The organism is Chryseobacterium wanjuense, from assembly GCF_900111495.1.
Lineage (GTDB): Bacteria > Bacteroidota > Bacteroidia > Flavobacteriales > Weeksellaceae > Chryseobacterium > Chryseobacterium wanjuense.
Genome location: NZ_FOIU01000002.1, coordinates 116388 through 130160 on the forward strand (window position 1 = coordinate 116388; position 13773 = coordinate 130160).

Below are 13773 nucleotides of genomic sequence, written 5' to 3' on the forward strand. Positions count from 1 at the left end.
AAAATTGAAAAAGGTAAATACATGAAAAACTGGATCGTAATATTACTATTGCTTTTTGTCGTAACCTCTTGTAAAACAAGAAATGCTGCAAAAAAGAGAAATAATAATGTTAAAATTGACAGCACATTCGTACTAGAAAACGACAACAGCCCGAAAGACGCCAACGAACCAGTGAGCGACAAACTTACCTTTTATGAACACGTCTTGGTACCGCCACAATTTGAGCAGATCAAGATCAATAGTAAGGTGAATGTAGAAACGGGGAGCTTTATCCCAACGCTGGATGCCACCATTTATATTGAAAAGGATAAAAAAGTGTGGATGAATCTTCAGGCGTTCATCATCAATGTTGCCCGAGGAATCGCTACTCCGGAAGGAATTAAAGGCCAGGATAAAACCAGCAAAACGTATATTGATTCAGATTTTGATTATCTTAATAATCTACTGAATGTCAATTTCATCGATTATAAATCTTTAGAAAAAATTCTGATGGGAAGGACTTTTGTAAAGATCAACGATTCGCAGTTTACCCTCACAAGAAATGCACAGGGCTTTAAAATGGCATCTAATGTCAACCAAAAGATCGTAACAGACGAAAAAACGAGAGAATATAAAATCGTTCTGAATTATGATACAAATTATGATTTATTAAGTGTTAATTTAAAGGATGTTTTGTCTCCCGATGAGCTTGAAGTGTCTTACAGCAATTGGGAAGAAATCAATGGAATCCGCCTTCCGAAAAATGTTAAAATAATTATAAAAGGTTCAAAAAGCAGTCAAATTTTAATGGAAAATACGAAATTTGACTTTTCGAGGATGGAAACACCCTATTCTGTGCCATCTAGTTACAAGAAAATTGAGATTAAATGATTAAAAAATTTAGCTTTTTAATTGGTATTTTGCTGTTCGGACTCTACTACGGGCAAGGTGGAAAAAAAGAACAACTGCAAAAACAAAATGCCGAACTTAAAAAACAAATTGCACAAATAAATACAGATTTAGCGAAAACCAGAAGCGAATCTAAACTTTCCGTTGCTTATCTAGATAATGTTAATAAGAAATTAATGTTACGCGAGAAGGTTTACAATAATACCCAAAAGGAAAAGCGTTTCATCGAAGACGAAATTTATCTTCGTCAGCTGGAAATCAACCGCCAAAACAGAGAACTGAAGGTTCTTAGAGATAATTATGCTAAAGTTTTGGTCAATGCTTATAAAAATAAAGGGGTACAAAATAAAGTAACCTTCATTCTTTCTGCAAAAAATCTGGGTGAAGCCATTCGAAGAGTTCAGTATCTAAAACAATATTCTGATTATCAGGACAAAAAAGCCGCTGAAATTACCGATGCCGCAGCACAGATTAAAAGAACCATTACGCAGCGACAAAATTCTGTAAAAGAAAAAGCCAATCTTTTGGTGAGCCAGCAAAAGGATTTAGTTACCATTAATGCTGAAAGAGCTCAAAAAGAACAGCTGGTAGCAGATTTTAAGAAAAATGAAAGCAAATTAACGGCAGAATTAAGACAAAAACAAACACAGTCTAAAGCATTGGAAGGCCAGATCAGAGCCATCATTGCAGAAGAAATAAGAATAGCAAAAGCGGAAGAAGAAGCCAGAAAAAAAGCAGAAGCTGAAAAAATCCGTTTAGCAAAAATTGCTGCAGAAAGAGAAAAAGCCAGAATTGAAGCTGAAAATAAAGCAAGAGCTGAAGCGCTGGAAAAAGAAAGACTAGCCGCCGAAGCTGAAGCCAGAAAAACAGCAGAACTGGCAGCAAAAAGAGCCGAAGAAGAAAGAAAACGAAGCCTGGATGCCGCAAAAGCGGAAGCTACAGCTAGAGACGAAGCAAGAAAAATCGCTGCGAAAAAAGCATCTGACGAAGCTGCAGCAAGAGCAAAAGAAGCAGCTGATAAAGTAGTTGCTGCCAAAGCTGCCGAAGCCGCATTGGCGAAGAAAAAAGACGACGACAAAAAAGCGGCAGAAACCAAAGCAATGACCAATTTTGGAGTATCTACCGTAGCAGGAAGCAATTTCGCCGAAAACAGAGGCAGAATGGGGTTCCCAGTAGATAAAGGACAAATTACCCATCGTTTCGGAAGACAGCCGCACCCGGTATTCAAAAATATTATGGAAGAAAACAATGGAATTAAAATTTCCGTTCCTTCCGGTACGCGAGCAAAATCTGTATTTCCGGGAACTGTTTCATCTGTATTGGCCAACAGCGACGGTACCAAAACCGTTATGCTGAAGCATGGTAATTATTTTACCATTTATTCCAACCTGGGAAGTGTAAATGTTTCCAAAGGCCAGCAAGTTTCCGCAGGAACTCCCGTTGGCGTTGTGGGACAGGATTTTGACGGATCTTATACGCTTGATTTTCAGGTATGGAACGGAACCACACCAGTTGATCCTTTAGGTTGGGTTTCTTATTAAAAAAGATTAACTTTGCAAAAAATTTAGAAATGAATACTTTAACAATACTTGCCTTATCTTGGCAACATATTTTAATCGTAGCATTAATTCTGGTATTACTTTTCGGAGGTAAAAAAATTCCTGAATTGATGAGAGGTGTAGGTTCTGGTATTAAAGAATTTAAAGATGCTGTAAAAGAAGAGGATAAACCCGGTTCTGAAAACAAAACAACGAATAATAATAATTCTTCTAGCAACTAAAAATTCTTTTAACATCAATGAATTTTACTGAGACCGCATGGAAAGTCTTCAACCAGAGTATTGAAGATTATCACGTGTCTGATGACGTTAACACTCTAATTAATAACCCTTTCGAAAAAAACACTTTGGAACGGATTTTGTATGCAAAGAACTGGATTGATACCGTTCAATGGCATTTGGAAGATATTATTAGAGATGAAAATATTGATCCAGCTGAAGCTCTTCTCCTTAAAAGAAGAATAGATGCCTCCAATCAGCATAGAACTGATATGGTGGAGTTTATCGACAGTTGGTTTCTTAATAAGTTTGAAAATATAACTCCTAAACCCGACGCAAAAATCAATACTGAAACTATCGCATGGGCGGTAGATAGGTTGTCAATTCTTGCATTAAAGGTTTATCACATGTCGTTAGAGGCCAATAGAGAATCCGCTTCTGAAGAACACAGGGCTAATTGCCAGGCAAAATTAGACGTTCTTCTTACCCAGCAGGAGGATCTTTCAACTTCTATAAATCAGTTGCTTACTGATATTGAAAACGGTGACGTTAAGATGAAGGTGTACAAACAAATGAAAATGTACAACGATGAAAGTCTTAACCCAATCCTTTATCAAAAGGGGCAACAGAAATGAAACGATTACTTTTTTTTGGAGTATTAACAATTATAACATCATCTTGTGCAACGGAAAAACCGAATTTTTCTCCGTTGTCTACTAGTTTCTATAGTGAAACGAAAGGTTCTGATTCCGACAGGGGGGCAAAAAACAATATTGAGATCAATGTAAAGGATAATGTAAATGCATCGGAAATCTCTAATCTTATCGCTACTTTTCCTCAGTTTAAAAACACTGCATTAAATGACGAGATTACCTCATTAAAGTATAGTTTGCAGAACTATTTGTATGCAATCGATGCCAACAATGCTTCGGGGAAAAACAGAGCGATTAAGAATTTTGAAAAGTCTTACAAAAAAATTCAGAAGCTGAGAGAAAATCTCAATAAAGATGATAATGAAGTTCTTAACAGATATTTGGTAAGATTAAAAACCAATATTTCTGCCATTGAAGATTCTATAAAAAGAAATTAAAAAACTAATAGGACATTAATGATTAAAATTCAGGCGGAAGCCAACGTTCCTACGGAACACGGTACTTTCCGAATGATTGCTTTCTCCGAAAACGAAAATGATTGGATGCCTCACATGGCCATTATCGCAGAGCATACAGACTTCTCAAAACCTGTAAATGTGCGTTTCCACTCAGAGTGTATCACCGGAGAAGTTTTCCATTCAAAAAAATGTGAATGTGGGCAGCAACTCGACGCTGCAATGAAATATATCCATGAAAATGGAGGGATCATTATTTACCTTCGACAGGAAGGAAGAAATATAGGGATCATTAATAAATTAAAAGCATACTCTTTACAGGAAAAAGGATTTGATACTGTAGCAGCGAATCTGGAACTCGGACTACCTGCAGATGACAGAAACTTTGGAGTAGCAATTGAGATTTTAAATCTATTGGATGTAAAAGACATCAACCTGCTTACCAACAATCCTGAAAAGGTAAAATATGTAAAAGAAAGCAATATCCATCTCAACTCCAGGATTCCTTTACAGATTCCTGCCAACGAGATCAGTAAAGGCTACTTACAGACAAAGAAAGATTATTTTGGTCATTTACTCGATGATAATGACAATTAAATAAAACAAAACTCTAATAGAAAATTCTATTAGAGTTTTGTTTTTTAGTAAATAAAAAACTCAAATACTCTTTTTGATGAATAATTCACTAACAGAGGGATATTTATTTTTTTAATCACTACTTTTGCACACGAAAACATATAATATTTATGAATAAAAAATTATTTGCATTGTTATCAGTGCTATTATTAACAAGTTGTGTAACTAATGATATTGTTAATGAACAAAATGAAGACCCAATAACTGCGGAAAAAGCATTAAAATCTAATCAAGCATTAGTTAGCAATAAAAGCTTTGATAATGTTGTAATGGATTTATCCTTTGAAAAAGGGATAATTAATGAGGGCAGTGGTTGCTCATTTGAGTATATGATAAGTCCTAATGGTTCAACTTATACTTCTACCGCATGTTATGGTCCAAACCCAGTAGATCAAAATGGTTATTTAATAAGAGGATATGGAAAACCCATGAGGGCATCTGCAATGAGAGGGAATCCTTGGAGAGGTGTTAAACTTGAGGCTAAGAACAAACCGAAAGAAATCATCAATGGAGGACATACTGAATTAGCAAACAGTGAACGTTCAAATGCAATATCAATAGAATTCCCTTTTCAAGCAAACGTTACATATGAAATTACTTTAAGTACTCGACTAACCGATTATATTAAGGTCATCAAAAGTCCCAGTGGGCTAGGCAATACTCCAATTGCTGACCAATATGATATAGATAAAAGTGAAGCTTTTCCTACAATTGACTTACAGTTAGTAGAAACCCCAGTAATACCAGGCAATGATCCTTGTTCAAATACACCTGTAGTACCATCACAATTTTTAGCACCACCAAATTACACTAGAAAACAAAAAGCTGAGAAATCCACAGAATGGGCACATGAAGAGAAAACTTTTACATTTTATTTTTCTACAAAAGAAAATAAGCAGGCAATGTTAATTAAATTTTTACCTGAGATTAGCAATGGAAGGAACCCTTCATATGTTCCTGAAAGTTATTTTTGGTTAGATATTCGGAATATTAAAATAGTACAAAAGCCTTTTGATGCTTCATATTATATAGCCCCACCTCCACCAATAAATAATAATCCTTGTCCTGGATTTAGGCGTTGTCCATAAAAAATAAAGCTCCAGGATTAATTCTGGAGCTTTTTTGTAATTATAAAAAACTGAAAAGATATACTAATTATTTGGTAGCCTTAATGTTGATTACCTTAGAATCATCAAGATTATAATACTTAATAACGCTATTATAGTCTTCATAATTTACACTTGCATTTTTATTTGCACTTGCGGGAACCAATACAATTCTAAATTTTTGATTATTTAAATATTGATTTGCTTCACTAGCGCTCAATGTCGTCAAATCAAAATTTTCATCATCAATTCTAATTTGTACATTCTGACTATCAAAAACAAAGTTATATTGAAATTCTCTGTTGCCTGATAAATACATCATTTTAGGAATCAATTGCCAAGAATCTCCTAAATATCTGTATACCAAAACTACATCTGTAGATTCAATATTAATACCCTGGGTAAATGCATAAGAATTTGCATTAGTAAAATTCCCTGTAACATCTCTCATCTGAGAATAAGTATCCCCATCTCCTACTACATTATCATTATCATCACAGCTGAATATAAATAAGCTTACGAAAGCTAATAATAAAATTGGAAGAAATTTTTTCATTTTATAAAAGTTTAGTTATTATTTATAAAGCGTATTCAAATCATATACCAAAAATTTCAAAAACTTTGTTTTCATCGTTTTTTTAATTGTATTTTTGTTCTTATTCAAAAATTATGAAGAAACTGGTTTATACTTCGCTCTTTATTTTCTTATTTCTAAGCTCTAAAATTACAGCTCAATATCAGCCTAAAAACATGTCTAAAGAAGATTTAAAAAAGGCTCATCAATGGGTTGATAAAACATATAAAACCCTTTCACAAGATGAAAAACTGGGACAGCTCTTTATTGTTGCCCTTTACACAAACAAAGGTGAAAACGAAATCAACAATGTAAGGAATATAGTTCTTAATGATAAAATCGGAGGTTTGATCCTGATGCAGGATGATGCGGCAAGAGAAATTACTTTGGTAAATGAATTTCAGCAAAAATCAAAAATCCCTTTAATGATCGGAATGGATGCAGAATGGGGATTATTCCAAAGAATTGCGACGGCTCATAAATTTCCTTGGGCAATGACCTTGGGAGCCATTCAGGATAAAAAATTAATCGAGCAGATGTCTGCCAAAATCGCGGAAGACTGTCACAGAATGGGTATCAATTGGGATTTTGCACCGGTTGTTGACGTCAATACCAACCCAAACAATCCAATCATTGGAAACAGAAGCTTTGGTTCTGAAGTGAATAATGTTATCAGTTCCGCACTAGCCTATTCAAACGGTCTTCAGGATAATAATATACTTGCAGCGATCAAACATTTCCCGGGACACGGCGATACGAGTACCGATTCTCACCTTGATCTGCCTGTTGTTTCCCATAACTCGGAAAGATTGAATAATATAGAATTAGCACCATTCAAAGCATTGATGAATAAAGGAATCGGTGGAGTGATGGTTGCGCATTTATATGTCCCTGCTTTGGAATCTGGAAAAGGAATTCCCGCTTCGGTTTCTAAGAATATTATTACAGGTTTATTGAAAGATAAATTAGGCTATAAAGGTTTAATCATCACAGATGCCCTAAATATGGGTGCTGTAGCCAACAAATACAAACCGGGAGAGCTCGACGCGATGGCTTTCAAGGCTGGAAATGATATCATGCTATTTTCTCAGGGTGTTGCAAACGGTAAAAAATTAATTCAAAAAGCTATTGATAACGGAGAAATTCCCCAATCAAGAGTGGAGGAAAGTGTGAAAAAGATTCTTCTGACAAAATATTTCCTTGGGTTATATCAATACACTCCGAAAAATCCTGAAAATATAAATACAGATTTAAATAATGATTCTCATAAAGTTTTAGTTCAAAATTTATATTCAAACGCATTGACTTTATTAAAAGACGAGAAAAAATTACTTCCATTAACGGGAAAACAAGTCTATTATGTTCCTTTGGAAGAAGCACCGTATCAAACTTTTGCTAATCAATTAGGATCAAATGTCATCATTAAAAAAGCTGATGAAATTAATACAATTCCAGCCAATTCTACTGTGATTGTAGGTTTTCACAAAGACAATTCAACAGCTTACAAACCCTATAAAATTTCAGCGGAATCTAAAAAAGTGTTAGCCGATTTAACGAATAATCAAAATGTTATCCTTAATGTTTTCGGAAGTGCTTACGCATTGAAGGACATTGATATTTCAAAAGTCTCAACGGTTCTTGTTTCCTATGAAAACAATGACGATTCGATGACGGCAACAGCCAACGCTTTAAACGGAAAAACAAAAATCTGGGGCAGACTTCCTGTCCTGGTCAATGATAAATTAAAAGCAGGAATGGGAATGGATTTCAACCCACAAACTGCTTCTACAGGTGTGAATTCAACAATATTTACAACATCAAAACAACAATAAACTAATGAAAATAGGCATACTTTGCTATCCAACATACGGAGGAAGCGGAATCGTAGCAACAGAACTGGGAATGTCCCTCGCCAACAAAGGCTATGAGGTTCATTTCATCAGCTCGGCTCTTCCGGCTAGGTTAGATATCACCAATCCGAATATTTTCTTTCACAGGGTGAATGTTCAGACGTATCCGCTGTTCCAGTACCAACCTTATGACATTGCATTAAGCTCGATGATTTATCGTGTTGTCAATCTTTACAAGCTGGATTTGCTTCACGCGCATTATGCGATCCCTTACGCTTACGCAGCTTTTACGGCAAAACAGATGTTGAAGGAAGATAACAACGATATTCCTTTGGTCACAACGCTTCACGGAACGGATATTACGTTGGTGGGTCAGCATCCGAGTTACAAACATGCGGTGGAATTCTCTATTAATCAATCCGATGCGATCACTTCGGTTTCTGAAAGCTTAAAAAGAGACACCTTACAGTTCTTTAAAATTAAAAAAGAAATTCAGGTGATTACCAATTTCATTGACAATTCGGAATTTGATGAATGTAATGAATGCCAAAGAACACAATTTGCCAATCCTGATGAGAAAATTTTAATCCACGTTTCCAATTTACGTCCGGTAAAACGTGTGGATGAAGTTTTGCAGATTTTTAAAAATGTGGAGAAAAAGGTAAAATCAAAATTAATCATTATTGGCGAAGGTCCTGATATGGAGAAAGTTAATCAGTTTTTAGAAGAAAATCCTGATTTGATTTCCAAAATTCGTTTGCTTGGAAAAGTAAATGACCTGTACCGAATTCTTCAGCTTTCCGATGTATTTTTATTGCCTTCTGAGCAGGAAAGTTTCGGTTTGGCGGCATTGGAAGCGATGGCTGCAAACACTCCGGTGATCAGCTCGAACGCGGGCGGAATTCCTGAGGTGAATATCCAAGGTGAAACCGGATTTTTGGCTGAAATCGGGAACGTGGAAGCGATGAGCAATTATTGCATTAAATTATTGAGCAATGAGGAGCTTTTAACCAAAATGAAGAAAAACGCGAAAGAACAAGCGATAAAATTCGATTTGAAAAACATTCTTCCTATATACGAGGAAATGTATAGAACAACGATCGAAAATTTTAAAAAAGAGTTGACAAAAGTGTAGCACTTCTGCTATATTTGCGTTGCACTCATGACGGAAAAATTACTTCAATATCTTTGGAACTTTAAGGTTTTCAAACATTTTGACTTCAAGGATATTGAAGGAAATCCCGTTGAAATATTAGATTTCGGAAAATGGAATACCGATTCCGGCCCGGATTTTCTGACGGCAAAAATTAAAATCAACAACATTATTTTCGCCGGAAACATCGAACTTCATGTAAAATCTTCCGACTGGATTTTTCACAATCATTCTCAGGATCCCAATTACCAAAACATCATTCTTCATGTTGTTTTTCAGAATGATATTGATATTCACGAATTCAAAAGCAACCATATTCCGACACTGGAACTGAAGAATTATATCGAGGAAAATATTCTCTGGAAATACGAAAAACTGGTCAGCGGAAATCAATTCATTCCCTGCGAAAACATCATCAGTTCTGATCAAATTCCTTTCAATTTTCATGAAGAAAATGTGCTGAAAAAGCTGGAAGAAAAATCTTCAGATATCGAAAAAAGTTTAGAACAGTTTAAAAATAATTTTGAAGCGGTCTTATTTCACAATCTTGCCTATTCTTTTGGTTTGAAGGTGAATGCATTTATCTTTAAACAAATTGCAGAAAGTATCGATTTTACGATCATTAACAAAATCAGACAAAATGAAACTCAGCTCGAAGCCCTATTATTCGGTATTTCTGGCTGGCTGGAAAATCCGGAAGACGAACAAATGAAAATATGGAAACGCGAGTTTGATTTTATTAAAGCTAAATTTTTAATTTCCGATTTAAAATTTCATCCGAAGTTTTTAAGATTAAGACCTCCGAATTTTCCGACCATCCGTTTGTCCCAGCTTGCCAATTTGTATCATCAGCATCAGAATTTGTTTTCAAAAATTATCAATGCTAAAAATTCCGGTGAATTATTTGAAATATTCAACACTATAAAAGCTTCGGAATATTGGGATCATCGTTTTAATTTCGGGAAAACTTCAACAGTTGATCAACCAAAAACTTTAAGCAAAGATTTTATTGAATTAATTATTTTAAACACCATTTTACCTTTAAAATATACCTATCATAGATATCACAACGAGGAAATTGCCGGTGAAATTTTAAACTTTTATAAAAATATTCCAGGTGAAAAAAATTCAGTAATCAATGACTGGAAAAAAACAGGATTAAAAATAAAAACCGCATTGGAAAGTCAAAGTCTGATTTATCATTTTAAAAATTCCTGTGAAGAAAAAAATTGCTTAAATTGCAGTATTGGATTTAAAATTTTAAAAGAATCTTCAAATGTTTGACAATATCCGACATAAAATGGAAAGAGAATGGTTTGGTGTTCTTACAAGAACGGGCACTAAGCTGGGAATTCCTGTATCCAAGCTCAGGGTTTTCTTCATCTACTCTACTTTTGCTACGGCAGGTTTTTTCTTTTTAATCTATCTCGGACTGGCATTTACACTTTGGGTGAAAGATATTTTTATCACCAGAAGACCCAACGTTTTTGATTTATAGCTATGGAATTTTTACAGATCGACTCATTGGAAGATTACAGAATAAAAGAAATCTTCAGCTCCTACTCGTCTACCTTTCCGGAAGATGAACGCAGAGATTGGGAGGAATTTATTGCTCTTTTTTCGAATGCAAAAGTTAAAATAATTTCCGTTTTACATGAGTCAAAAAACATTGGCTATCTGATCCTTTGGGAACTCAGCAATTATACTTTCGTAGAACATTTTGAAGTGTTTGCCGAATATAGAAATCAAAAATTGGGATCTTACATTACCAACTATTTATTCGAAAATTATCCCAGAATTATTTTAGAAATCGAACCAGATCATTTGGGAGATGATGCCAAAAGGAGGTATGCTTTTTATCAGCGAAACGGATTCAATTTAATTGATGAAATGTACGTGCAGCCCAGCTATGGAAAAGATAAAAAGTCACTGGATTTATGGCTACTCGCCAATTATATCCCTGAAAATCTGCAGGATGTAAAAGATGAAATCTATGATGTCGTTTATCATTAAAATATAAATCCTAAGTGTAATACTTTGGATTTTTTGTTTTCCCACGGATTACACAGATTTGCACAAACGTTATGTATATTAAATTAAAAATTATGCTCAATCATCTGTGCAAATCTGTGTAATCCGTGGGAGAAAAATTAATTCACTTCATATTCCAATTTTATCGTAATGCTCGCTTCTTTTTCTTTGGAAGAAGTATTGAAAGTTCCCCCGTATGAATAATCTTCATTGGAATTCGGAGCGGTAATCTGAATGATACCCATTGTCGCTTTTTTCAGATTTCCCAGACTGCTTCCAGAATTTTCTGCGATTTTTTCGGCGCGTGCTTTGGCATCTTTTGTGGCGGCGGCGATCATTTCCTGCTTTACGGTTGCTAATTTGGTGTAAAAATAATTCGGGGAAGAGGATGTAAATTCGATTCCGCGATTGATAATTTCCGTGATATTTCTGGAAAGATTTTCAATTTTCGCAACTTCTTTACTTTCAATGGAAACTTTTTGCGTGAGATCGTATCCTGAAAATTCACCCTGAACATTATTGCCGTTTGAATCCGTATAATTTCTGAATTGTTTTTGAATATCTACGGAAGAAAAAACAATTTCACCTTGCTTAATTCCTTTTGATAGCAAATAATCATTAATAATTCTCCGGTCTAACGCCAATTCATCGTAAGCCGCCTTTAAATCAATATTATTTTTAGAAAAACTTCCCGACCAGGTAATTAAATCGGAAGTAAATTGCTTGGTTCCCAAACCCGTCACAGAAATCGTATTTTCAGATTTGTTCCTGTTTTTTATCGCACTTCCGAGAAGTCCGAGACCGATAATAAATCCAATTGCAGCAATGGCAATGGCGATGATATTTTTATTCATAAAACTTTGTGAATTTGATTATTATAATTTTAAAACTGATATTATTTCAAATTATTACATCAATTCTCATTCCAAAATTTTAAGATTTTTTTAACATTTATTTTTCAAGCTTGCTTTTCTTTAATCTTTCAACATACAACGGTATTGTTTCCTCTAGCCGAAGCAAGGCTCCCGCTAGATTCTTGGCTTTTACAAACGTTCTCACCTGTGGTTTTGTTAAAAATGAAAATTCAATAAACTCGGAAATTCTCTCTTTAGGAATTCCTTCTTTGGTAAAATATTCGTCTTCTACCCTATTTCTGATCCAGGAAATATCGTCCTGCAAATCATCATACCGATACTGCCGTTTCTGCCTTCTTGCCTTTCCGCTGATCAGATCATACACTCCCTGAACGTTCAGACTTCCCAGCAACATGGGTAGCAATACTTCTTTTACTTCCGCAGGTTTTTCACGCATTTTGCCGACCGGCTGTGGAAGCCCGACCGCATCCTGAACTATTTTCCCTTTATCTACTTTGGCTACAGCTCTTGAATCTTTCGATAAATCTCCCGTAATTTTCTGAAGCTCTACCTCCTCAATTTCCTGCGGAATTTTGATCATTGTAATGAACAGAAAAGGATTATATCCATTTTTAAGGACTCTTAATGAAGCCCTTTCATAGTTGGTTTTTATAAATCTTATTTCATCATTGGCAGACGCTTCAATAGAAAATTCTCCGGAAGCGTTGGTGAGAACTTTTTTATCAGAAGAAACATTAATCACCGTAACAGCGCCCAAATCAAAACCATTGTCATCCGAAATCTTTCCCGTCACCGTTTGCTGCGAAAAAAAATTAGCAAAGATGAAGCAAAAAACCATGTACAAATTTTTAATAATTTGATTTTTCATCAGAAATTATTTTAAACTTACGGCGTTTTATAGGAAGAAATTCTGTTTAAGACAGCACTTTTGAATCTGTTCAGGTCGGCTTCACTGCAGTAACCGTATTTCAGGATGGTTTTTCTTTCGAAGCCCGTTCTGAAAATATAAAGTATAAAATGCTGAATCTGCGGCTTATCGATCTTTAAATCTTCGAAAAATTTATCCCCCAAAGCCGTTTGAATATAACTCATCAAGTCGACATCGTCCCATTTATCTTTAATTTTTCCAAATGAAAAAACACCTTTCGTAACCGGTTGTACAAATTCTCCGGGTCTTGCGGCCAAAACTCGCGGATCAGACTTTTGAGCCATATATTTTCCCAGATCGCTTTTCAGCTTTTGTACTTTCCTGGGAGGATTCAGGTTTTTAGAATCTATTTTAATATCTCCCGTCACGCCCTTTTTGATTTCAACTTCAGCGATGAGAATGGCTGTTCTTATTAACGTTACATTAATCGGCGAAGCGATATTTTCTTTCGTCACCTTTTCATTGGCTCGTTCAAAACCCGGTTTCACAAAACGTAATTCATCACCCGCTCTTCCGGAAATCATAAAATGTCCGTCACGATTGGTCAAAACCCTTTCATCCGTCCGGATATTGATGACTGTAACGTCGGGAATTTCAGTTTTATCTTCAGAAGTAATTTTCCCGAAAATATAATCCTGGGCATTAATATTGATGAAAAATAAGGTAAATAAACAAAAGAATAGTTTAAGTTTCACGGGCTGTTTTTTATAAAGCAAAACTAAAGTTATTTTTAAATTATACCATAAGTTTAACCACAGTTAACGTGTTTTAGGATTTATTTTAGATTTTAAATTTCAAAACTGTTAAATAGCAGACTGAAATTGTTAAAATTTCACTTAAAATTTAA

16 protein-coding genes are annotated in these 13773 nt (G+C 34.9%); 12 read left to right on the top strand and 4 right to left on the bottom strand.

Annotation, left to right across the window (positions count from 1 at the left end; genetic code table 11):
- Positions 1–21: 21 nt before the first annotated feature.
- From BMX24_RS12215 to BMX24_RS12245, 7 genes are all read left to right on the top strand, one after another.
- Positions 22–870 (top strand): lipoprotein insertase outer membrane protein LolB1, encoded by an 849-nt coding sequence (locus tag BMX24_RS12215; protein ID WP_089793104.1) that lies wholly within the window; start codon positions 22–24, stop codon positions 868–870.
- Complete coding sequence (locus tag BMX24_RS12220; protein WP_089793106.1) at positions 867–2429, top strand: peptidoglycan DD-metalloendopeptidase family protein; 1563 nt, start codon at positions 867–869, stop codon at positions 2427–2429. Before BMX24_RS12215 ends, BMX24_RS12220 begins: the two co-directional genes overlap by 4 nt.
- 29 nt (positions 2430–2458) lie before the next feature.
- A complete protein-coding gene (locus BMX24_RS12225) occupies positions 2459–2668 on the top strand; it encodes a twin-arginine translocase TatA/TatE family subunit (protein WP_089793108.1) in 210 nt (69 codons plus the stop codon).
- Positions 2669–2685: 17 nt separating this feature from the next.
- Positions 2686–3300: a DUF4254 domain-containing protein gene (locus BMX24_RS12230; protein ID WP_089793110.1), complete on the top strand. Its 615-nt coding sequence runs from the start codon at positions 2686–2688 to the stop codon at positions 3298–3300.
- Positions 3297–3755 carry a hypothetical protein gene (locus BMX24_RS12235; protein ID WP_089793113.1) on the top strand — a complete coding sequence of 153 codons (459 nt, stop codon included), beginning with the start codon at positions 3297–3299 and terminating at the stop codon, positions 3753–3755. The genes BMX24_RS12230 and BMX24_RS12235 overlap by 4 nt, the downstream gene beginning before the upstream one ends.
- Before the next feature lie 18 nt (positions 3756–3773).
- Positions 3774–4370 carry a GTP cyclohydrolase II gene (ribA, locus tag BMX24_RS12240; RefSeq protein WP_089793115.1) on the top strand — a complete coding sequence of 199 codons (597 nt, stop codon included), beginning with the start codon at positions 3774–3776 and terminating at the stop codon, positions 4368–4370.
- Positions 4371–4519: 149 nt separating this feature from the next.
- Entirely contained in the window at positions 4520–5497 is a 978-nt protein-coding gene (locus BMX24_RS12245) for a hypothetical protein (RefSeq protein ID WP_089793116.1), read from the top strand.
- 67 nt (positions 5498–5564) lie between these two features.
- On the opposite strand, the gene BMX24_RS12250 is transcribed toward BMX24_RS12245, so the two are convergent.
- A complete protein-coding gene (locus BMX24_RS12250) occupies positions 5565–6071 on the bottom strand; it encodes a hypothetical protein (RefSeq protein WP_089793119.1) in 507 nt (168 codons plus the stop codon).
- A gap of 113 nt (positions 6072–6184) precedes the next feature.
- On the opposite strand from BMX24_RS12250, the gene BMX24_RS12255 reads away from it, so the two are divergent.
- Genes BMX24_RS12255 through BMX24_RS12275 form a run of 5 tightly spaced genes read left to right on the top strand, consistent with a single transcriptional unit; the run spans position 6185 to position 11105 of the window.
- The gene (locus BMX24_RS12255) at positions 6185–7921 is read left to right on the top strand and encodes a glycoside hydrolase family 3 protein (RefSeq protein WP_089793121.1); all 1737 of its coding nucleotides are present in this window, start codon (positions 6185–6187) and stop codon (positions 7919–7921) included.
- A 4-nt stretch (positions 7922–7925) separates the two neighbouring features.
- Positions 7926–9074 carry an N-acetyl-alpha-D-glucosaminyl L-malate synthase BshA gene (bshA, locus tag BMX24_RS12260; protein ID WP_089793124.1) on the top strand — a complete coding sequence of 383 codons (1149 nt, stop codon included), beginning with the start codon at positions 7926–7928 and terminating at the stop codon, positions 9072–9074.
- A gap of 27 nt (positions 9075–9101) precedes the next feature.
- The gene (locus BMX24_RS12265) at positions 9102–10376 is read left to right on the top strand and encodes a DUF2851 family protein (protein WP_089793125.1); all 1275 of its coding nucleotides are present in this window, start codon (positions 9102–9104) and stop codon (positions 10374–10376) included.
- On the top strand, positions 10369–10590 hold the full coding sequence (locus tag BMX24_RS12270) for a PspC family transcriptional regulator (protein ID WP_089793127.1): 222 nt from the start codon (positions 10369–10371) through the stop codon (positions 10588–10590). Before BMX24_RS12265 ends, BMX24_RS12270 begins: the two co-directional genes overlap by 8 nt.
- 2 nt (positions 10591–10592) lie before the next feature.
- Positions 10593–11105 carry a GNAT family N-acetyltransferase gene (locus BMX24_RS12275; RefSeq protein ID WP_089793129.1) on the top strand — a complete coding sequence of 171 codons (513 nt, stop codon included), beginning with the start codon at positions 10593–10595 and terminating at the stop codon, positions 11103–11105.
- A 137-nt stretch (positions 11106–11242) separates the two neighbouring features.
- On the opposite strand, the gene BMX24_RS12280 is transcribed toward BMX24_RS12275, so the two are convergent.
- The 3 genes from BMX24_RS12280 to BMX24_RS12290 form a co-directional block, all read right to left on the bottom strand.
- Positions 11243–11977, bottom strand: a complete 735-nt coding sequence (locus BMX24_RS12280; RefSeq protein ID WP_089793131.1) for an SIMPL domain-containing protein — start codon at positions 11975–11977, stop codon at positions 11243–11245.
- 97 nt (positions 11978–12074) lie between these two features.
- A complete protein-coding gene (locus tag BMX24_RS12285) occupies positions 12075–12866 on the bottom strand; it encodes a carboxypeptidase regulatory-like domain-containing protein (protein ID WP_228404836.1) in 792 nt (263 codons plus the stop codon).
- Between the two features lie 17 nt (positions 12867–12883).
- Entirely contained in the window at positions 12884–13621 is a 738-nt protein-coding gene (locus BMX24_RS12290) for a carboxypeptidase-like regulatory domain-containing protein (protein WP_089794666.1), read from the bottom strand.
- Positions 13622–13773 lie beyond the last annotated feature (152 nt).

Excerpts from the sequence above, each read along its gene's own strand:
- BMX24_RS12215 (WP_089793104.1), top strand. The coding sequence starts at position 22 with ATGAAAAACTGGATCGTAATATTACTATTGCTTTTTGTCGTAACCTCT.
- BMX24_RS12220 (WP_089793106.1), top strand. The coding sequence starts at position 867 with ATGATTAAAAAATTTAGCTTTTTAATTGGTATTTTGCTGTTCGGACTC.
- BMX24_RS12225 (WP_089793108.1), top strand. The coding sequence starts at position 2,459 with ATGAATACTTTAACAATACTTGCCTTATCTTGGCAACATATTTTAATC.
- BMX24_RS12230 (WP_089793110.1), top strand. The coding sequence starts at position 2,686 with ATGAATTTTACTGAGACCGCATGGAAAGTCTTCAACCAGAGTATTGAA.
- BMX24_RS12235 (WP_089793113.1), top strand. The coding sequence starts at position 3,297 with ATGAAACGATTACTTTTTTTTGGAGTATTAACAATTATAACATCATCT.
- ribA (WP_089793115.1), top strand. The coding sequence starts at position 3,774 with ATGATTAAAATTCAGGCGGAAGCCAACGTTCCTACGGAACACGGTACT.
- BMX24_RS12245 (WP_089793116.1), top strand. The coding sequence starts at position 4,520 with ATGAATAAAAAATTATTTGCATTGTTATCAGTGCTATTATTAACAAGT.
- BMX24_RS12250 (WP_089793119.1), bottom strand. The coding sequence starts at position 6,071 with ATGAAAAAATTTCTTCCAATTTTATTATTAGCTTTCGTAAGCTTATTT.
- BMX24_RS12255 (WP_089793121.1), top strand. The coding sequence starts at position 6,185 with ATGAAGAAACTGGTTTATACTTCGCTCTTTATTTTCTTATTTCTAAGC.
- bshA (WP_089793124.1), top strand. The coding sequence starts at position 7,926 with ATGAAAATAGGCATACTTTGCTATCCAACATACGGAGGAAGCGGAATC.
- BMX24_RS12265 (WP_089793125.1), top strand. The coding sequence starts at position 9,102 with ATGACGGAAAAATTACTTCAATATCTTTGGAACTTTAAGGTTTTCAAA.
- BMX24_RS12270 (WP_089793127.1), top strand. The coding sequence starts at position 10,369 with ATGTTTGACAATATCCGACATAAAATGGAAAGAGAATGGTTTGGTGTT.
- BMX24_RS12275 (WP_089793129.1), top strand. The coding sequence starts at position 10,593 with ATGGAATTTTTACAGATCGACTCATTGGAAGATTACAGAATAAAAGAA.
- BMX24_RS12280 (WP_089793131.1), bottom strand. The coding sequence starts at position 11,977 with ATGAATAAAAATATCATCGCCATTGCCATTGCTGCAATTGGATTTATT.
- BMX24_RS12285 (WP_228404836.1), bottom strand. The coding sequence starts at position 12,866 with ATGAAAAATCAAATTATTAAAAATTTGTACATGGTTTTTTGCTTCATC.